General features: G+C 52.2%; 15 protein-coding genes. 7 read left to right on the forward strand and 8 right to left on the reverse strand.

The annotated features are described in order from the left end of the window. Nucleotides 1–152: 152 nt before the first annotated feature. Nucleotides 153–815: a sulfotransferase family 2 domain-containing protein gene (locus EDD53_RS09860; RefSeq protein WP_123793393.1), complete on the reverse strand. Its 663-nt coding sequence runs from the start codon at nucleotides 813–815 to the stop codon at nucleotides 153–155. Between the two features lie 137 nt (nucleotides 816–952). On the opposite strand from EDD53_RS09860, the gene EDD53_RS09865 reads away from it, so the two are divergent. Continuing rightward, entirely contained in the window at nucleotides 953–1,972 is a 1,020-nt protein-coding gene (locus EDD53_RS09865) for a hypothetical protein (protein WP_123793091.1), read from the forward strand. A 61-nt stretch (nucleotides 1,973–2,033) separates the two neighbouring features. On the opposite strand, the gene EDD53_RS09870 is transcribed toward EDD53_RS09865, so the two are convergent. From EDD53_RS09870 to cdd, 6 genes are all read right to left on the reverse strand, one after another. Further along, nucleotides 2,034–3,623, reverse strand: coding sequence for an SPOR domain-containing protein (locus EDD53_RS09870; protein WP_123793092.1), 1,590 nt, complete (start codon nucleotides 3,621–3,623; stop codon nucleotides 2,034–2,036). 69 nt (nucleotides 3,624–3,692) lie between these two features. Continuing rightward, nucleotides 3,693–4,325 (reverse strand): uracil phosphoribosyltransferase, encoded by a 633-nt coding sequence (upp, locus tag EDD53_RS09875; protein WP_123793093.1) that lies wholly within the window; start codon nucleotides 4,323–4,325, stop codon nucleotides 3,693–3,695. Further along, the gene (locus tag EDD53_RS09880; protein ID WP_123793094.1) at nucleotides 4,318–5,310 is read right to left on the reverse strand and encodes an adenosine deaminase; all 993 of its coding nucleotides are present in this window, start codon (nucleotides 5,308–5,310) and stop codon (nucleotides 4,318–4,320) included. Before EDD53_RS09880 ends, upp begins: the two co-directional genes overlap by 8 nt. Then, nucleotides 5,307–6,518 (reverse strand): phosphopentomutase, encoded by a 1,212-nt coding sequence (locus EDD53_RS09885; RefSeq protein WP_123793095.1) that lies wholly within the window; start codon nucleotides 6,516–6,518, stop codon nucleotides 5,307–5,309. The genes EDD53_RS09880 and EDD53_RS09885 overlap by 4 nt, the downstream gene beginning before the upstream one ends. After that, nucleotides 6,515–7,825 carry a thymidine phosphorylase gene (locus EDD53_RS09890; protein ID WP_123793096.1) on the reverse strand — a complete coding sequence of 437 codons (1,311 nt, stop codon included), beginning with the start codon at nucleotides 7,823–7,825 and terminating at the stop codon, nucleotides 6,515–6,517. The genes EDD53_RS09885 and EDD53_RS09890 overlap by 4 nt, the downstream gene beginning before the upstream one ends. Nucleotides 7,826–7,827: 2 nt before the next feature. Continuing rightward, a complete protein-coding gene (gene cdd, locus EDD53_RS09895) occupies nucleotides 7,828–8,217 on the reverse strand; it encodes a cytidine deaminase (protein WP_123793097.1) in 390 nt (129 codons plus the stop codon). 265 nt (nucleotides 8,218–8,482) lie between these two features. Here cdd and EDD53_RS09900 point away from each other — a divergent pair, with 265 nt between their 5' ends. The 4 genes from EDD53_RS09900 to EDD53_RS09915 all read left to right on the forward strand — a co-directional run bounded on the left by EDD53_RS09900 (nucleotide 8,483) and on the right by EDD53_RS09915 (nucleotide 16,084). Further along, nucleotides 8,483–10,765: an NADP-dependent malic enzyme gene (locus EDD53_RS09900; RefSeq protein WP_123793098.1), complete on the forward strand. Its 2,283-nt coding sequence runs from the start codon at nucleotides 8,483–8,485 to the stop codon at nucleotides 10,763–10,765. A gap of 341 nt (nucleotides 10,766–11,106) precedes the next feature. Next, entirely contained in the window at nucleotides 11,107–13,011 is a 1,905-nt protein-coding gene (locus tag EDD53_RS09905; protein WP_123793099.1) for a propionyl-CoA synthetase, read from the forward strand. Nucleotides 13,012–13,273: 262 nt separating this feature from the next. Next, entirely contained in the window at nucleotides 13,274–14,689 is a 1,416-nt protein-coding gene (locus EDD53_RS09910) for a response regulator (protein WP_170162737.1), read from the forward strand. 6 nt (nucleotides 14,690–14,695) lie between these two features. Then, the gene (locus tag EDD53_RS09915) at nucleotides 14,696–16,084 is read left to right on the forward strand and encodes a sigma-54-dependent transcriptional regulator (RefSeq protein ID WP_123793101.1); all 1,389 of its coding nucleotides are present in this window, start codon (nucleotides 14,696–14,698) and stop codon (nucleotides 16,082–16,084) included. A 49-nt stretch (nucleotides 16,085–16,133) separates the two neighbouring features. Here the strand turns inward: EDD53_RS09915 and EDD53_RS09920 are convergent, their stop codons facing one another. Continuing rightward, nucleotides 16,134–16,892, reverse strand: coding sequence for an NAD kinase (locus EDD53_RS09920; RefSeq protein WP_123793102.1), 759 nt, complete (start codon nucleotides 16,890–16,892; stop codon nucleotides 16,134–16,136). A 287-nt stretch (nucleotides 16,893–17,179) separates the two neighbouring features. Here EDD53_RS09920 and glyA point away from each other — a divergent pair, with 287 nt between their 5' ends. Together glyA and EDD53_RS09930 are read left to right on the forward strand one after the other, a co-directional pair. After that, complete coding sequence (glyA, locus tag EDD53_RS09925) at nucleotides 17,180–18,475, forward strand: serine hydroxymethyltransferase (protein ID WP_123793103.1); 1,296 nt, start codon at nucleotides 17,180–17,182, stop codon at nucleotides 18,473–18,475. Between the two features lie 297 nt (nucleotides 18,476–18,772). After that, nucleotides 18,773–19,597 (forward strand): DUF481 domain-containing protein, encoded by an 825-nt coding sequence (locus tag EDD53_RS09930; protein ID WP_123793104.1) that lies wholly within the window; start codon nucleotides 18,773–18,775, stop codon nucleotides 19,595–19,597. Nucleotides 19,598–19,646: the final 49 nt, after the last annotated feature.

The raw sequence follows: 19,646 nt of genomic DNA on the forward strand, positions 1-19,646 counted from the left end.
TGCGTTCTAGATAACACTATGTAACTCGCGCCAAAGTGATCGTTTCGCAAACCCAATCCAAGATCGCGGCAGGCAGGCTATGAGCCCAAAAGTCATGCGTTCAAGTACTAAACATGCCACCTTCAGATACATTTTCACTACATATCAATACCTTAAGAAAATCCATCTTGCGTAAACCCGTAACCAAAGCGCGCAATATCAACTGCGCAGATATCAGCCACTAAATCCCGATCAGCATCAGAATAATACACTCTAAAATCACCTGCGCGCTGCGATGTGTTTTCGGGTTGGATCGGGCTAAGCGAAAATCCTAAATGATCCCAGAGCGAATGAAGGTCTTGGTCAAGCTTTTCCAAACGCATGTAATGTGTTGCACGCTCAACCCCCGCACCGTCTTGCATATAAGAAGCATAGGACAACGACAGAGAACCGATGGTCTGTCTGTCATTCAAAAACGTCGTGAAATCGGCTGACTTGGCCAATGTCACCGCAGGATGATCCCACGATTGCGCCTGTAACCAGTGATAGTAACTTACAATGCGATCCCAAGGATTACGCACCAAAGTGAAGATCATGAAATCGTCAAAGCGTGACCGATCCATCACGCCCTCAAGATCCACAAACCTTGAATGCTTAGACAGGGATTTATAGCTTTGATCCCGTTTCAATCTATTGCGGCGCTTCACAGCCTTAGGCGTATCCCCAACCAAAAGATCATCAGCCATGGCGCGGCCTTCAAGCGCCAGCGTCAAAGCCGTTCCACCTGTTTTAGGAATATGTATGAAGATATATTTGCGCCCATGCGATACAATCATAGGCCAAAGATAGGCGAGCTTGGCAGGCTTCGAAAGAGACAATCCATGATTTACGGGTGCAAAAGTGTGGTTAAGATTGTGAACCTGTGCAATCCAAGGTAGCCTAGCCCAAAGAAACAACAACGAGCAGCACGCGCATGACAGCGCTCAAAGAATTTGATCGCCTAGAAGCCACAGCACTTTGGCGTCCTGAGGGGGAAACCCAAAGGATAGAAGTCGTCATGTCTATGGGTGAGGCCACGTTGATTATTTCAGACCTCAACGACAAAACCCTATCCCATTGGTCGCTGCCTGCCGTAGAGCGGATCAACAGCGCAACCGAAAGCATAGCGATTTTTGCCCCAAGCCCCGATACTGACGAACGTCTAGAGACCGACGACGAAACTATGATTGCCGCCATTACACGCATTCAGCGCGCGATCGAACGCGGCACACCACGCTCAGGTCGCTTGCGCAGCCTATTCGTCGCCAGCGCAATTGCAGGGGCCGTCGCCTTGTCTGTTTTCTGGTTGCCTGATGCCTTAGTGCGCCAAGCCGTTAGCATTGTTCCCGAAGTCACCCGCGCCCAAATCGGCACCAAATTGCTGGGGCAAGTAAAGCGCTTGGCAGGCCAAGAATGTACCTCTGTGCATGGGGCGCAAGCTTTGCATGCATTGAAATCGCAACTCATGCGCCCAAGTGCTGGCGGAGTTGTGGTGTTTCGCAGTGGCGTGCAATTGGCGCAGCACTTGCCAGGCGGATATATCTTGCTGAACCGCAGTGTTATCGAAGACTACGAAGATCCCGATGTGGTTGCAGGCTTCATCTTGGCCGAACAGCAACGCATCGCCCAAGCTGATCCACTTGAAGACCTGTTGCGCAGCGCGGGCCTGATGGCCTCGCTCAAATTGCTAACCAGCGGCTCCATTCCAGACAAAACCCTAGAAACCTACGCCGAAGATTTGCTGCGTTTGGACATGGCTCCCGTTGACATTAATCAACTGGCTGAGCGGTTTACCCAAGCCAAAGTGCGCCCCCAGCCCTATGCCTATGCTATTGATATCACGGGCATCAGCACCCTACCCCTGATCGAAGCGGGTGATTTGAACAGTGAAACGACTGACACAGTTCTGGAAGATGGCGAATGGGTGGCCTTACAAGATATCTGCTCCAGCTAGCTCCAAAATGACAAAAGCCCCCGAGCTGGGGGCTTTGCCAATCTTTACTATGAAACCAAGATCATTTGCGCGCAAATGCGTCGTTATATCCAGCCGCACGCGCTGTATTGAGCGCTGTGACAATCTGTGATGGGGCGAAAGGCCCAGCCAGAACCATTTTCATCCGCTGACCACCATGGGTCATCATTTGAGACGCAACAGGCATCCCCATCGCAGACAGACGCGCCATAGAACGATCCGCATTTTCCGCCACGGCGAACGTGCCAACTTGAATGTAGCGCGCGCCCGACGCAACGGATGCTGGGGCTGATGTCACCGCCTGAGGCGTACGGTTGGGCGCTACCGATTTGGTTGACAATCTTGGGACAGACACCTGAGAGGCACGTGTGTTTGCCTCTGTATATTGAACGGGCGCTTGCGCAACGGGACGCGCCTTTGCGGGCAGGCCAAACAATTGCTGCCAGAAAGTGCGTTTAACGACAGTCCCTACAGGGTAGGCAGGCACTGTATTGCTCCAAACTTGCGCTTGCTGATAGTCACCCGCCAAAGTCCGTGGGCCGCGCTGGGTGTTCAAACGCCCATCGGTAAATGCGCGCGCATACCCGTCTGGCGTTCTCACCTGCTTGGGGGCAGCAAAAACGACGCCAAGCTCGCGCGCCTGACGCGATACTTGGGCGACAGCCACATTAGCCTGTGCAACTCTCTGGTTTTGCTTCGTAATATAGCTAGACGGATGAACCGCCTGAGGGCCACAGCGCACAGCCAAACGGGTCGATGTCTGTAGATATTGAGCCGCATTGCCACTCAGGCCATTGCAACTCGACGTCGTGGCCCCTTGTGATGCAGAGGCGTAAACGGGCGCTGCCGCTATGGCCTGTGCAGGTGGATTCACCGCAGGGGTTGGCGTTGCGGCAGGGGCTGATTTTATCGCCACACGTACCAAAGTCGGTTCAGTTGTTGTCAATGTCCCGCCATCTGCACGGCGCACAGTCACGCCCGCAGGCAGGCGCTTGATGATATAATCTGGGGCTTGGGTCGACCGCTCTGTACAGCGCAAAGATTGCCCCGCTGCATTGGTGCCGCATGTTTGCCCAACGATTTCGGCATCCGCCAAACGCCCCCGCGGTACGGGCTGAGCTTTGGCTGCAGGCTTGGGAGCATACTTGCCTGTAATTGGCGCAGCTGGGGCCTTTGCCAATTTAACTGGGGCCGCTGCGTCGAACTTTGGCGTTTGCGCCGCGGTCGCCTTTCTGGCGGGAATTGTGGTGGTCGTCGCAACTGTCGCCAAAGGCGCGCCTGCACCTTGACGCTTGACCTTGGTCGTCGCCTTGGGTGTTGTAGGCGCCGCCTGAACCGTTTCAACAGGATCAGGGATCACAGGCAGTTTCACCTGCGCAGCATCAAGCGACGGCTTAAAGCCACATAAAACGGTCCGACTGCGACTGACGCGCGGCACCCAACTCACCGCATCTCCGCGCCCTGCCCGCACAAAAGCACAGCCAGAGCTATCCACATATTGCGTGCCTTTGTAGCTTGCTGGCGGAAATTCCGCTGGCTCGCCCGCATTGCGCAAAGATGTTTTCGCATAGACCGCGGATACACCGAGAGCCGCAACCATCGCGGCAAGAGAAATCGTTCTAATAGTCTTCATCATGTGCCCCCACACAAAATATTGTGTAGAGTCTAACTGACTTGAAGAATCTTGCCTAGTGTAAATCGCCTATTTAGTGCCAAACATACGGTCACCCGCATCCCCTAGGCCTGGAACAATATATCCTTTGTCATCAAGCTTTTCATCCACAGATGCAGTAATGATTGGCACATCTGGATGCGCTTCTTTCATGCGAGCCACCCCTTCAGGAGATGCCAAAAGGCACAAGAACCTGATATTGGTCGCGCCTGCTTTCTTCAACAAATCAAGGGCTGCGACAGATGAATTGCCCGTTGCAAGCATAGGATCTACTGCAATCACAAGACGATCGCCTAGGGCATCAGGGGCCTTAAAATAGTATTGCACGGGCTCCAAAGTCACCTCGTCACGGTACAGGCCAACAAAGCCAACACGCGCTGAAGGGATCAATTCTAAAACGCCATCCAGCAAGCCATTGCCTGCGCGTAAAATCGAAATCAATGCCAGTTTTTTTCCCGCCAAAACAGGGGCTTGCATGGTTTGCATTGGTGTTTCGATGGTTTCAGTTGTCATTTCCAACCCCCGCGTGACCTCATAGGCCAAGAGTTGAGAAATCTCGCGCAGCAATTGGCGAAATTCCGCCGTTGAGGCAGACACTTTACGCATCAAAGTCAGTTTATGTTGCACCAAAGGGTGCGTTACGATGGTCAGGTGGTCATTCATCAATGGTCTCCAATTGTTTTGCGACGGCTTTTCGGGTCTCATCGTCACAAAACGCGGCCTCCAAAGCTGTTTGATTGAGGGCTTTGAAATCTGCGCCATCCCAGCCGAACGTCTGGGCTAAATCGCCGAATTCTTTGCGCATTGTGGTGTGAAAGAAAGGCGGATCATCGGTCGAAACCGTCACTTTCACGCCGCGTTTCCGCAGGCGCGCAATAGGATGGTCTTTCAGATCGTCGTAAACGCCCAGCGCGATATTTGAACCAGGACAGACCTCAAGCACGACGTCTTTTTCAATGATCTCTTCGATCAAAGCATCGTCTTCAATCGCGCGCACGCCGTGACCGATACGGGTGACGCCAAGATCATGGATCGCATCACGGACACTTTCAGCCCCGCCCCATTCACCTGCGTGGGAGGTCAGCTGCAACTGCGCCTCACGCGCCATATCGTAGGCGTAGGCAAAATCGCCCTGCGTTCCAAATGTTTCGTCGCCCCCCATGCCAAAGCCTGTCACAAAACGGCCTGCGGTTTCGGATGCACAAAGCGCGGTTTTCTTGGCTTGATCTGGCCCAAAATGGCGCACGCAGGTGGGGATCGCTTTTAGGATGACCCCTGCTTCGGATTGCATTTCTTGTGCTGCCTGTTCGATGGCAGCCAAATAGTCTTTCCACGCACTCACATCACCGCCACCGCAAAAATCAGGGGCCAAGAATGTTTCCGCATAGATCACCTGATTGGCGGCACATTCTGCCAGCACCGCGCGGGTCAATCGATAGAAATCTTGTGGTGTTTTAAGCACCGTTGTAGCCGCTTCATAGACCTTTAGAAAGTCCCAGAAGTCTTTGTATTTATAGGCACCATTTTCGTCAAAAATCCCGCCGATATCGACCTTTTTCTCGCGCGCGAGGCTGCGGATGAAATCAGGGGGAGCGGCACCTTCAAGATGCAGGTGCAGCTCAATTTTTGGCATATCAATCAATGTCATAGAAAACTCCTTGCACGCCCTTGCGCGGGTATATTTAAGTGGTCAGCAATAGAGGCAGCGACATCAACGAAGTTCACCTCACCGATGGGTTTCAGGCCAGTCCCAAGCCCCAAAACGGGCACCATTTCACGCGTGTGATCGGTGCCAACCCAAGTTGGGTCATTGCCGTGATCCGCTGTAAATATAACCAAATCCCCGTCTTTCAATAACGGGATAAGCCGTGGGATTTGCGCATCAAACCATTCCAAATGCCGCGCATATCCGCTGACATCCCGCCTGTGACCATATAAACTATCGAACTCAACGAAATTGGCAAAAACAAACGACCCATCGGGGGCCTCAACAGCCACATCGCACAGATGATCAAACAAGGTCGCATCATCGCCTTTACGCAGGTCATCAATACCGCGCATGGAAAAAATATCACCAATTTTGCCAATCGCGTAAGTTTTGCGCCCCGCCTCATGCGCCCAGTCCAGTAGGGTCGGACTTGGGGGAGCTATAGCGTAATCCTTGCGGTTTTGAGTGCGGGCATAGCCTGTCTCAGATGTCCCCAAAAACGGACGCGCGATCACACGACCAATTTTCATTTCATGCAAAACGGGGGCAAGATCCGCACAAAGCTTAAGCAAGCGATCCAAGCCAAAATGGTCTTCATGGGCTGCGATTTGCAACACACTATCGACCGAAGTGTATAAAATCGGCCAACCTGTCTTCACATGCTCATCGCCGAACTCTTCAATCACTGCCGTGCCAGAGGCATGGCAATTGGCCAAAGTGCCCCCCGCCCCGCATAGGCTTGCGGCCATTTCCATGAGATCTTCAGGGAAAGCGGGCTGCGTATTGGGAAATCCGCCCCAGTCCCAAGGCACAGGAACGCCGGCCAATTCCCAATGGCCCGATGGTGTGTCTTTGCCGCGCGAAATTTCTTTGGCAACGCCGTATAGCCCTGTGGGCGGCACCAAAAAACCCGGCATCGGATCAGAGGTCGCATGGGCCATCGCAGCGCCAAGCCCCATGGCTTCAAGGTGGGGCAATTTTAAGGGGCCCAAGCGACCCTCATCCGCACGGCCTTCTGCGCAGGCTTGAGCGATATGCGCCAAAGTATTTGCCCCTGTGTCAGGAACATCTCCATTAAAAAACGTATCTGCATCGGGCGCGCCGCCCAGACCAACAGAATCCATTACAATGAGGAATGCACGTGTCATTCACGAACCTTTTCTATAATTAATTCAGGCAATTTGGGCACTGTGTCGCCAATTGTGATGGCCTGTAATATGGCCGCTTCGGCGCGATCTGCTGCCTCTGGGCTTCGCGCATGCAAGGTCGCAATTAAAGTGTCTGGCGTCATGTGATCACCCAGTCGACAAATGTTGGACAGGCCAACAGCGGGATCAATTTTATCCGCCGCCTGCGCGCGCCCTCCCCCCAAATCGACGACAACATTGCCCAAGGCGCGCCCATCGAACTGCGAAATAAAGCCCGATGACTGCGCAGTGATATCGCGGACAACAGGGGCAGACGGCAAGCGATCGCGCCAATGGTCAACGAAGTCCGCAGGCCCCCCTAATTCGGTGATCATACATCCGAAACGTTCCGCAGCAGATCCATCAACCAAGGTATCGCGCACAGCCATTTGTGCGACCTCGATAGTGTCAGATAAGCCGCTTAACACCAGCAACTCCGCGCCCAACGCGCAGGTGAGATCACATAGATCATTATCAACTTCGCCAGAGGTCAATGCCTGCATGACTTCGTTAATTTCCAATGCATTGCCCATCGCAGCGCAGCAAGGTTGATTCATATCTGTGATCAATGCTGTGGTTTTGCAGCCTGCTCCATTGGCCGTGCGCACAAGACTTTGGGCGAGAGTTTTGGCCGCGTCATGTGTCGCCATGAACGCGCCTGAGCCACATTTGACATCCAGCACCAACCCTTCCAACCCTGCCGCCAGTTTTTTGGACAGGATCGAAGCTGTAATCAGATCAATGCTTTCAACGGTTCCCGTCACATCACGAATTGCGTAAAGCCGTTTATCAGCTGGCGCTATTTGCGCAGAAGACGACACAATCGCGCAACCGACTTTGCTGACGATATCGCGAAATTTCGTTTCGGACACATCAGTTTTGACCCCCACGATGGAATCTAACTTGTCCAAGGTGCCGCCAGTGTGCCCCAAGCCTCGCCCTGAGATCATCGGAACATAAGCACCTAAGGCTGCCAATGCGGGCGCAAGCAAAAGGGACACACAATCGCCTATCCCGCCCGTGGAATGTTTATCGATCACTGGGGCGGGGCAATCCCATTGCATCACATCACCGCTGTCGCGCATTGCTAAAGTCAAGGCTACACGTTCGGGATCGGACATACCATTGAGCAAAGCGGCCATAGCAAAAGCACCAGCTTGGGCATCGCTTACAGCCCCCGAAGCCAGCCCTGTGGCGACAAACCGAAGTTCATCATCGTGCAGCATCTCGCGCCTGCGCAGCTTAGAAATGATCGTGGCCACGCGCATGATTACATATCCAATTGATCTTGCGTGAAGGCGCCAGGCAAGAGTTCGGCGACGGTCATCTGTAATTCGGTTCCTGCCAAATTGGTCATGGTCACGACCACATCGGGCCCTGCAAATTCACGTAACTTTTGGCGGCACCCACCGCAGGGCTGTACGGGTGTTGGGGCATCCGCGATCACAGCAACTTCTATGATCTGCGTTTCGCCTGCTGCAATCATCGCGGCAATGGCCCCTGCTTCGGCGCAGGTGCCTTCGGGATAGGCCGCGTTTTCTACGTTAACGCCGACGAATACATCCCCAGAGGCGCTGCGCACTGCCGCGCCCACTTTGAAATTTGAATAGGGAGCATAGGCTTTTTCGCGAATATCGCGGGCTGCTGCGAGAAGGGACATACTGTGCCTCGTAAATTTGACTATTTGGTCTAGAGTGCGCTGCAGGTCGCGCGGATGCAAGTCCGTTACAAGTATCTGCTACGCTTTCTTGGCCGATTGCGCGAGATTTCGTAAATTGCGCATAACGTTTGCGCTAACATGGATCAAAACCAACCGTAAGGGCTTGATTGACCGCCCATCACGGGCGTAAGGGCTTGTCAACGACGTGAGCAGATTGCTCGGTGTCAAATTTAGTTTAACGCTAAACTACCTAGTGGAGGTCACGATGACAGAAGACGCACGCAAAGAAGCCCTACGCAAAGCGGCACTGGATTATCATGAATTTCCGAAACCAGGAAAGCTGGAAATTCGCGCAACCAAGCCTTTAGCGAATGGCCGCGATTTATCACGCGCTTACAGTCCGGGCGTGGCCGAAGCTTGCCTTGAAATCAAGGCCGATCCCAGCACGGCAAGTCGTTATACATCGCGTGGCAACTTGGTTGCTGTGGTGTCAAACGGCACGGCTGTTTTGGGCCTCGGCAATATTGGTGCAGCAGCGTCAAAACCTGTGATGGAAGGTAAGGCGGTTCTGTTTAAAAAGTTCGCCAATATCGACTGTTTCGATATTGAAGTCGACGAAACGGACCCTGAAAAGCTGGCTGATATCGTCTGCGCGCTTGAACCGACCTTTGGCGCCATCAATCTGGAAGACATAAAAGCACCTGACTGCTTTATCGTTGAACAATTGTGCCGCGAGCGCATGAACATCCCCGTATTTCATGACGACCAGCATGGCACAGCGATTGTTGTGGGCGCTGCGGCGACCAATGCGCTGAAAGTTCAAAACAAAAAATTCGAAGACATCAAAGTGGTGTCGACAGGCGGCGGCGCTGCAGGCATTGCCTGTTTGAACATGCTATTGAAACTGGGCGTCAAACGCGAAAACGTTTGGCTATGCGACATTGAGGGACTGGTCTACGAAGGCCGCACATCTGAAATGACGCCACAAAAAGCCGAATATGCGCAAAAAAGCGACCTACGCACTTTGGATGACGTTATTGGCGATGCGGATTTATTCTTAGGTCTCTCAGGTCCGGGTGTTTTGAAACCCGAAATGGTCAAGAAAATGGCGAAAGCGCCGATCATCTTTGCTTTGGCCAATCCAAATCCCGAAATTGATCCTACAGATTTGGCCAAAGTGGCGCCAGACGCGATTATCGCCACGGGCCGTTCGGATTACCCGAACCAAGTGAACAATGTTTTGTGTTTCCCGTTCATTTTCCGCGGCGCACTTGATGTCGGTGCGACAGAAATCAACGACGACATGAAAATCGCCTGTATCGAAGGGATCGCGGCGCTCGCGCGCGCCACAACATCGGCAGAAGCGGCTGAGGCTTATCGCGATGAGCGCATGACATTTGGGCCAGAATATTTAATTCCAAAACCTTTCGATCCGCGCTTGATGGGGGTTGTCGCCACCGCTGTTGCGCGTGCCGCGATGGAAAGCGGCGTGGCCACAAAACCACTCGCCGATATTGATGCTTATAAAGCTGGCTTGGATCATTCCGTTTTCAAATCATCCATGATCATGCGTCCTGTTTTTGCGGCCGCATCCCAAGCAGAACGCCGCATCGTTTTGACCGAAGGCGAAGACGAACGCGTGCTGCGCGCTGCCAGTGCGATGATCGAAGAAACCACCGACAAACCGATCTTGATTGGTCGCCCCGAAGTCGTTGCCATGCGCGCAGAGCGTGCAGGGTTGAAAATTCGTCCTGGGGTCGATTTTGAAATCGTAAACCCTGAAAGTGACACGCGCTACAAGCAATACTGGCAAGCCTATCACAACATCATGCAGCGCCGAGGTGTGACACCTGATTTGGCAAAGGCCATTTTGCGCACCAACACCACAGCCATTGGCGCCATCATGGTCCAGCAGGATCACGCAGATAGCATGATCTGCGGCACATTCGGCCAGTACCTGTGGCACCTCAAATACATCAACGAAATATTGGGAACGAAAGACCTGCATTCCGTTGGCGCTTTGTCTTTGATGATTTTGGAAGACGGGCCTTTGTTTATCGCCGACACGCATGTGCACCCAGAACCGACACCTCAGCAGATCGCGGAAACTGTGATCGCAACTGCACGACACGTGCGCCGTTTTGGGACGCAGCCGAATATCGCGCTGTGTTCGCATTCTCAGTTCGGCAATCTAGACTGCGACACGGGGCGTAAAATGCGCGCGGCGTTAGAGATTTTGGACTCTGAGCCACGTGATTTTGCCTATGAGGGCGAAATGCACATTGATGCGGCGCTCGATCCAGAATTGCGCAGTCGCATTTTCCCTGCCTCCCGCATGACCGAGCCTGCGAATGCGCTGGTCTTTGCCAATGCAGATGCGGCATCGGGGGTGCGCAACATCTTGAAAGCCAAAGGCGGCGGTCTTGAAGTTGGGCCGATCTTGATGGGTATGGGCAACCGTGCGCATGTTGTGACATCGTCGATAACTGCACGCGGGCTGCTGAACATGTCAGCGATCGCAGGCACACCTGTGTCACATTACGGATAGACATCCGACTGCTGAAATCGGCTGTGCTGCGCGCGAAAACTGCGCAGCACAGCAAGACCTGCTTGAACAGTCTGCCCAGCAGCATCTGATGATGCGCAAGCCAATCCCGAAAATTGCAGCATCTTGCAAATTTTGCAAACGGCGCCCTTTCACAAGTTTGCAAAATATTTATCGCAGTGCACTTTGTTTTTGCTAGGCTTGATCAGGAATTTTGCGCAGATCTGAGATTTGGTCCCTGAGGAGGCCTGTGATGCCCGTTTCATCCAGAGTGATGAAGTTTGGTATCCTTGTAGCCAATCTGATGAGCGCGCAAAATTTGCGCCACAGGGAGGAATCAAGAGATGGCCAAAACGGGCGATTACGCAAAGACCTATGCCGAATGGCAAGCGGACCCTGAAAAATTTTGGATGGCCGCATCAGACCAAATCCACTGGTATAAAAAGCCTTCCAAAGCTCTGTTTGATGATAAGGCCCCCTTTTATGAATGGTTCTCCGATGGGCTCACCAACACCTGCTACAATGCTGTAGATCGCCATGTCGACAATGGGCGAGGCGCACAGGCTGCATTGATCTATGACAGCCCAATGACCCAATCCTGCGAGACAGTTACTTATAGCGAATTGCAAAGCCGCGTGGCCAGTTTAGCTGGCGCATTGCGCAGCAAGGGCGTCACAAAAGGCGATCGGGTCATCATCTACATGCCAATGATACCACAAGCCCTAGAAGCAATGCTGGCTTGTGCGCGTCTTGGCGCTGTGCATTCCGTGGTCTTCGGTGGGTTCGCTGCAAATGAACTGGCGGTCCGCATAGATGACGCTGCCCCCAAGGCAATCATAGCGGCCTCTTGCGGGTTGGAACCCAATCGTGTGATCGCCTATAAACCCCTTGTGGATGAAGCCATCGCACTGGCACAGCACAAACCAGAATTTACCATAATGTTTCAACGCGACACGCTGAAAGCCGATCTGCGTCAAGGTTACGACTTTGATTGGCAATTGCTTAAAGATGAAACCCCAGACGCAGAATGTGTCCCCGTTGAGGGCAACCACCCCGCTTACATTCTATACACCTCAGGCACCACAGGCGCTCCAAAAGGCGTGATTCGTCATACGGGCGGTCAGCTTGTTGCGCTGAATTGGACCATGAAAAACATCTACAATGTTGATGCAGGCGATGTGTTTTGGGCCGCTTCCGATGTGGGTTGGGTCGTTGGCCATTCCTATATTTGTTACGGGCCCTTGATTCACGGCAACACATCCATCGTCTTTGAAGGCAAGCCCATCGGCACGCCTGATGCGGGCACATTCTGGCGCGTTGTGCGGGATCACAAGGTGAAAGTCTTGTTCACAGCCCCCACCGCATTCAGAGCGATCAAACGCGAAGACCCCAAAGGCGCGCTGATAAAAGATTATGATATCAGCAGCCTCAAAGCCCTATTTTTGGCGGGCGAACGCGCTGACCCTGACACAATTGAATGGGCGCAAGATCGTTTGAACATTCCAGTGATCGACCATTGGTGGCAGACGGAAACAGGCTGGGGGATCGCTGCAAACCCGCTTGGCATTGAACCCTTGCCCGTTAAGATAGGATCGCCTTCTGTCGCGATGCCAGGGTATGACATCCGCATATTAGACGAAGCAGGTCATGAAGTGCCTGCCGGAGAATTGGGCGCCATCGCGATAAAGCTCCCTTTGCCGCCGGGTACATTTCCAAATTTATGGAAGTCGGAAAATCGCTTTAAATCAAGCTACTTAGATCACTTTCCAGGCTACTATGAAACGGGTGATGCGGGGATCAAAGATGCCGATGGCTATCTCTACATCATGGCGCGTACGGATGATGTGATCAACGTCGCAGGCCACAGATTGTCAACGGGCGCCATGGAAGAGGTGCTCAGCGCGCACCCTGATGTTGCCGAATGCGCAGTCATCGGCGTCAGCGATCCTATCAAAGGCCAAGTGCCCCTCGGATTGATGTGTTTGAATGCAGGCACCACGCGCGCGCATGAGGATATCGTACAAGATGTTATTCGCGATGTGCGCACCAAAATCGGCCCCGTTGCCGCATTCAAATGCGCATGTATCGTAAAACGCTTGCCCAAAACGCGTTCGGGTAAAATCTTGCGCGCAACCATGGTTAAAATCGCTGATTGTTCTGATTTCAAAGTGCCTGCCACCATAGATGATCCCGCCGTCTTGGATCAAATTGCACAAGCCTTGGGCGACCTTGGATACGCAAAAAACTAAATTTTTATCTACTAAAGCCTTTTTTGCCATCACATAATGGTTAAAAAAGTCTTAATAGTATGCAGTCCAAAGCGATTGTTAGTAGTGTAGAATTTTACCAAGGGCGGCTGAGTGCCTGCAAGATATGCAGCGCACGGCTGGATGTGGAACAGTGAAAAAAAGGGGGAAGCAGAGTGCAACATCAAACACTGTTACCTCACAGGAGGCAGCGGCAGTTTCGTTTCTAGCCCATGATATACGCGAAGTTTTCGCAGAATTGTCAGTGGGTATCGAAACAATCGCATATGGCTCTGTCGACCCGGCATCCCGTACAGACGCTCGAAGACTGACGGCTGCAACAAGCCACTTAGGGCGACTTATTAACGAAGCTTTGTCCATGGCGGCTGGGCATGATGCCGCGCTTGCTGGGATTACGGCTGATACTAACGTGCGTACATTCTTGCAGCTTTTGACACAACGATGGGCCTATTTGGTTGCGGCCTCTGGGGTGGAATTAGACTATATCGCAGATCCAAGTCTGCCTGCATCACTTGAGATTGACATCTTGTCAGTGGAACGAATTTTATCAAACCTTGTGTCAAACGCATTGCGTCATTCCCAAACCGACAGGATCGAAATTTCAGCCACTTATGACACAGGTCAAGAACTCCGCATCGCAGTGCGTGACTGGGGCATCGGTCTCACCGAACCCCAGCTCGAAACACTTTTCGATTTTACCCTTCCCCAATCCACAGACCTTGGCAAAGCTGAATCAGGCTACGGTTTGCGGATCGCGCATGACCTCACCCGCCGTTTGGGCGGCGAAATTGCAGTCTCGAACGCAGCGCCACAGGGGGCTTGCTTTTCAGTCAGTCTGCCCGCGCGCGTGCCCCCCCCTGAGACGCAGCTGGATCGTTTCACAGACATAAAGTCGATGCTGAATGGTCTAAGCGCATTGATCGTCGATGATGCGACATCCCATCGTTTAGCCTTGCGTTTGCAACTGGAAGCCGCAGGAATGATCGTAGACGAAGCAGACAGCGCCTTTTCAGCACTCGCGTTGCTTGAGCGGACCACATTTGACGTGATTCTTTTGGACATCGAAATGCCCGTTTTTTCTGGCTTGGACTTGCTGCGCGAACTGCATAAAAAATCCTCTCCCACACCGCCCGTTATTGGCGTCACCGCCCATGCTTTTGAAGCCAATCATCTTGCCATCACACAAGCTGGAGCAAAGGCGGTTTTAAACAAGCCCGCAACGAACCAACAGGTATTGTATCCAAAGCTTTTGAAGGCTTTAGGCCTGAATTTGATGCAGCCCGTCGAGCAACCTGATATCGCAAATGGAAAAACAGTCCTGCATAATTTTGAGCGAATGATCGACAGTCTTCCGCGTGATGCAAGGATGCGTTACCTTGATCATCTTGCGCAAGACTTTAAGGCATTTCTAGATCGGGCGGATCAGCTGGCACACGGTGACTTATCGCCCACAGATCGCGACAATTTGGGCCATGCTTCCCATGCGCTTGCAGGCCTATTTGCCACCTCTTACGCGCAAGCTGCACATCGTCGCGCTTTGGAATTGGAACAAATTTCCAACACAGCGGATGGCACACAGGTTCTTGCCCTTTTGCAAGAGCTACGCCAAGATGTTGCTCACATTATTTCAACAATCAATTTACTCAAACTTAAGAAATAGGCTTGGATGACTCACACTCCAATTTTAATTATTGATGACAACCAGAGCCATCTCACGCTCTATAGCGCCATCCTAAATGATGCAGGGTTTTCTACAGTTACAGCAGCAACAGTCAAAGAAGCGCTGGAGGTGAACCGCCAAACATCTCCACAAATTGCCTTGGTCGATTTGATGCTACCTGACGGGTCTGGACATGACCTTATATCGCAATTGTACGAAACAAACCCCAACCTAAAACCTATCGTGACCACGGCCTATGCTTCGATTGATCGGGCAGTTGAGGCGATGCGCATGGGCGTTTCCGATTTTTTAGTTAAACCTATTAATCCACAAATTTTAGTAGATGCGATTATCAATGCGCGATCAGGAGGATCACAAACCCTCCGTCCAAACCTTGGCCCTTTGGACGCGCCCCCATTGGGCGGGTTACTTGGGTCATCAGCTGAGATGAAACAAATCTACGCAACCATGCGCGCCGTGTCGGGATCTGATGCAAGCGTTTTCATAACAGGCGAAAATGGCACGGGAAAGACCATGTGCGCCAAAGCAATACACGCGCTATCCCCTGACACTGACGGTCCTTTTGTTGCGGTGCATTGCGGGTCACGCTCTGCTGCTGCACTTGGAGCGGAACTCTTTGGTCGTGGCTCTGCGGTCGAACCACATGTGCAAAAATCCAACATCGGGGCCTTGCAAAAAGCTGACGGCGGCACATTGTTTTTGGATGAAATCTGCGACTTGGATGCCGTGAGCCAGGCTCAACTGTTAGAGTTTTTAAAAACCTCCAACGTGACGCCAAATGATTCAGCGGAACCGATCCCTGTAAAGACGCGCATTATCTGTGCCTCGTCGAAATCGCCATTGGACTGTATATCAGCAGGAAAACTGCGAGCTGATTTATATTACAGGCTGTTTGTTGTCCCGATCCACCTACCCCCTCTGCGAGACCGTGGATTGGATGTCATCGAAATCGCAGAAGCCATGGTGGCGCGCTATGCTGCAAAAGAAAACAAACCAACCCCAGCCTTGTCGAAGGATACCAAGGCTTTGCTGTTAAGTTACGCTTGGCCAGGCAATATCCACGAATTGATGAATGTTTTGTGGAACTGCGTCGTGGTCAACACTGGCCCAATGATCGAAGAGCATCATTTACCAAAATCCTTACTGGACACGTTTCCACGCCCCCAAGAGACAACCACACCATCGTTCTCTTTGGGCGATGTGGTAGCCTCAAAATCACTATTGGAAATCGAACGCGAAATCATCGAGTTTGCGATCAACCGCGCAGGCGGATCTATTCCGAAAGCGTCAAAAGCTTTGGACGTATCCCCCTCAACCATTTACCGCAAATTGGAAACATGGGGGCGCCCCGCGCGCGGTCCGCGCAGGCAGTAATTATATAGCTGACAGGTTATGGCGCATAGGTCACAGCGATTGCCGAGAGCTAGACGAATTGTTCGCTGAGCAGCCTTTCTTCTAATCCATGGCCTGGATCGAACAAAATGCGGTGCTTGACGGTTGGATCAGACATGATTTCAACCCATTCAACATTGCGCACAGACCGATTATCGGAATCAGCCATCACAGGGCGCTTGCTGCGCTCCAAGATATCAAAGCGAACTTTAGCGGTTTTGGGCAACAACGCCCCACGCCACCGACGCGGTCGAAAAGCCGCCAAAGCGGTGAGCGCCAAAACATCCGACCCGATGGGTAATATAGGCCCGCGCGCCGAATAGTTATAGGCGGTTGATCCCGCGGGCGTGGCGACCAGTGCGCCGTCGCAAACCAATTCATCCATGCGCACCTTGCCATCAACAGAAACGCGCAATTTTGCGGCCTGAGGCCCAGCACGCAGCAGTGAAACCTCGTTGATTGCCAATGCTTTATGTTGCCTGCCATCCGAATCTTGCGCCACCATGGACAACGGATTTATCACTTCTTCTTCCGCAACGGTCAGACGCATCGGCAGATCATCTTCGTGATAGGCATTCATCAAGAATCCGACTGTTCCGCAATTCATTCCATACACAGGGGTATCCAAGTGCATGCTGCTATGCAGGGTGTTCAACATAAACCCGTCACCGCCCAAGGCGACGATTATATCTGCCTCATCGATTGCCACATGCGCATAGCGCGCTGTTAAGCGTTCTAGAGCGCGCTGTGCAATCTGAGCATCACTGGCGATAAAGGCAATTTTGACCATAGGTTTTGGGTCCAATTCCGACGTGTTTACCCCAAGACATAGGTTTGAAGCGTAAAACACAATCGAAAAAGGCGCGGTTTTTAAAAATCTTCATGAAATCGCCATAGCCTTACGCCAGCTTGAAAGATCGCAAAAGCCGCGCGCAACGCCTTGCGGCGCATGATTTAGCTGCGATAAATCCACGCATAGCCCAAGTTCATCATCATTATGCGCAAGTCGAGGGTTTCCCAAACCCTTTGATTTGGGTAAACACGCGGCAATATCATAAAGCTGCCAAGGAACACACCATGACGTCAAATGTACGCGATGCAGGTTTTTTCACAGAAACACTGTCCTCCCGCGACCCTGAGCTCTTCGGATCAATGCAAAAAGAACTCGGTCGTCAACGCGGCGAGATCGAATTGATTGCCTCTGAAAACATCGTTTCAGCTGCCGTTATGGAAGCCCAAGGCTCTGTTCTCACGAACAAATACGCCGAAGGTTACCCTGGTCGTCGTTACTATGGTGGCTGCCAATATGTAGACATCGCAGAAAACCTTGCACGCGATCGCGCGAAAGAACTTTTTGGCGCTAAGTACGTGAATGTACAGCCAAATTCTGGATCGCAAGCCAACCAAGGTGTCTTTACAGCCCTCTTGCAGCCTGGTGATACAATCCTTGGCATGTCTTTGGACGCAGGTGGTCACTTGACCCACGGCGCCAAGCCAAACCAATCTGGCAAATGGTTCAACGCCATTCAATACGGCGTGCGCATGCAAGACCAGCGTATTGACTACGATCAGATCCAAGAGCTTGCGAATGAGCACAAACCCAAGATGTTGATCGCAGGCGGTTCCGCGATCCCGCGTCAGGTCGATTTCAAGAAAATGCGCGAAATCGCTGATTCTGTCGGCGCGATCTTGATGGTTGATATGGCGCACTTTGCGGGCCTCGTCGCAGGCGGCCAGCACCCAAGCCCATTCCCCTACGCCGATGTGGCCACAACAACCACGCATAAGACTTTGCGCGGTCCACGTGGCGGTATGATCCTGACCAACGATGTTGAGATCGCCAAGAAAGTGAACTCCGCGATCTTCCCTGGTATCCAGGGTGGCCCTTTGATGCACGTGATCGCAGCAAAAGCCGTTGCATTCGGCGAAGCCCTGCGCCCAGAGTTCAAAGAATACGCCAAGCAAGTGATCCTCAACGCGCAAGCCTTGTCTGATCAGTTGATGAAAGGTGGCTTGGACATCGTCACTGGCGGCACAGACACACACGTGTTGCTGGTTGATCTGCGCCCCAAGGGTGTAAACGGTAAAATCACCGAGGCCGCTCTAGAGCGCGCGCACATCACCTGTAACAAAAACGGTATCCCCTTTGACCCAGAGCCACCGATGATCACATCTGGTGTGCGCCTTGGTACGCCTGCAGGTACAACCCGCGGCTTTGGCGAAGCTGAGTTCCGCCAAATCGGTGACTGGATTGTCGAAGTGGTCGATGGTTTGGCTGCAAATGGCGAAGACGGTAACGCGGAAGTCGAAGCCGCAGTTCGCGCCAAGGTCGAAGTCCTAGCCAACAAGTTCCCACTCTACCCTAACTTGTAATCAAGTCTAAGGGACTGAAACGACAAAGGGGCCTTCGGGCCCCTTTTTTATGGCCTTTGAACAGGCCTAAAAAAGCGGGCCCATATGTAGGTTGCTCAGACTGAGCGACAAGGGTGACTGCGATCACATTCTTGTATTTTCAAAACCTTAGCTGCATTCCGCTTACGCCCTAGGGGCAATCAGCCAGTATCAGCCGACCTCACCACAGCCACACAACCTTTTGACTTACACAGATGATTGCCCCCCTTTAAACAGCAATCAGACTCTCAACTTGAAGATGTCAGAAAAGGAACAGACATGAAATTTACAACAGTTGGTGCAGCCACAGTTGCAGCCTTGCTTTTAGGCTCCTCCGCATACGCCCAAAATGCTTTCAATGGTGTGGATCAAGCATCGGAACGCAACGAAGATCTACGCGATGCCATCGCAGACGACCTAGAAGTCGAGCAAAATACTTTTGGCAACTCAGGCCGTAAGCTTGGCTTTTCTGGCTCTGTAGCCCTGCGCGGTAGCGTATCTAACGGCAACACAGACACAGCAGATTTGGGCATCGGCTCAGACATGACGTACTTTGATGGTACAAACGGTTACTCCCTTGAACTAAGCTACGATTACAGCGAAGACGACGGCTCAAAAACCGAAGAAAGCCTTTTCTTCGATGCTGAATACACCCGTGATTTCACACCTAACTTCTACGGTTTCGCCAAAGTTCAAGGCTCCGTCGATGAATTCTCTTCATACGACAGCGACTACTTTGTAGGCTTCGGTGCAGGTTACCGTGTTTACGACACAGCTGACGTTTCTTGGGCTGTTCAAGGTGGTCCAGGTTACCGCGTTGCCTCACTGCGTGACATCGTTGATGGCGAAACTGAAGAAGCTGCATTTTCAGCCTCATCAAACTTCTCATACCGCTTGTCAGACACTGCATATTTGACAAACGACACAGACATCTTGGCCTCTGAAAGCGACACAAGTGTTGTGAACGAATTGGGTGTGACTGTCGCAATGTCTGAAATGTTGGCCCTACGCACAACATTGCAAACAAAATACCACACCGATCCACAGCCTGGCTTTGAAGAAACAGACAACACATTTGGCGTGTCTTTGGTCTTCAACTACTAAGTTGATTTAAAACACTAAATAGCGCGCTGCAGGGCAACCTGTGGCGCGT

This window comes from Pacificibacter maritimus, from assembly GCF_003814915.1.
Classification (GTDB): Bacteria; Pseudomonadota; Alphaproteobacteria; order Rhodobacterales; family Rhodobacteraceae; genus Celeribacter; species Celeribacter maritimus.

Coding starts and splice junctions, on each gene's coding strand:
- EDD53_RS09915 (WP_123793101.1), top strand. CDS start 14,696: ATGACTCACACTCCAATTTTAATTATTGATGACAACCAGAGCCATCTC.
- cdd (WP_123793097.1), bottom strand. CDS start 8,217: ATGTCCCTTCTCGCAGCAGCCCGCGATATTCGCGAAAAAGCCTATGCT.
- EDD53_RS09890 (WP_123793096.1), bottom strand. CDS start 7,825: ATGCGCGTGGCCACGATCATTTCTAAGCTGCGCAGGCGCGAGATGCTG.
- EDD53_RS09930 (WP_123793104.1), top strand. CDS start 18,773: ATGAAATTTACAACAGTTGGTGCAGCCACAGTTGCAGCCTTGCTTTTA.
- upp (WP_123793093.1), bottom strand. CDS start 4,325: ATGAATGACCACCTGACCATCGTAACGCACCCTTTGGTGCAACATAAA.
- EDD53_RS09870 (WP_123793092.1), bottom strand. CDS start 3,623: ATGAAGACTATTAGAACGATTTCTCTTGCCGCGATGGTTGCGGCTCTC.
- EDD53_RS09860 (WP_123793393.1), bottom strand. CDS start 815: ATGATTGTATCGCATGGGCGCAAATATATCTTCATACATATTCCTAAA.
- EDD53_RS09920 (WP_123793102.1), bottom strand. CDS start 16,892: ATGGTCAAAATTGCCTTTATCGCCAGTGATGCTCAGATTGCACAGCGC.
- EDD53_RS09900 (WP_123793098.1), top strand. CDS start 8,483: ATGACAGAAGACGCACGCAAAGAAGCCCTACGCAAAGCGGCACTGGAT.
- EDD53_RS09880 (WP_123793094.1), bottom strand. CDS start 5,310: ATGACATTGATTGATATGCCAAAAATTGAGCTGCACCTGCATCTTGAA.
- EDD53_RS09865 (WP_123793091.1), top strand. CDS start 953: ATGACAGCGCTCAAAGAATTTGATCGCCTAGAAGCCACAGCACTTTGG.
- glyA (WP_123793103.1), top strand. CDS start 17,180: ATGACGTCAAATGTACGCGATGCAGGTTTTTTCACAGAAACACTGTCC.
- EDD53_RS09885 (WP_123793095.1), bottom strand. CDS start 6,518: ATGACACGTGCATTCCTCATTGTAATGGATTCTGTTGGTCTGGGCGGC.
- EDD53_RS09905 (WP_123793099.1), top strand. CDS start 11,107: ATGGCCAAAACGGGCGATTACGCAAAGACCTATGCCGAATGGCAAGCG.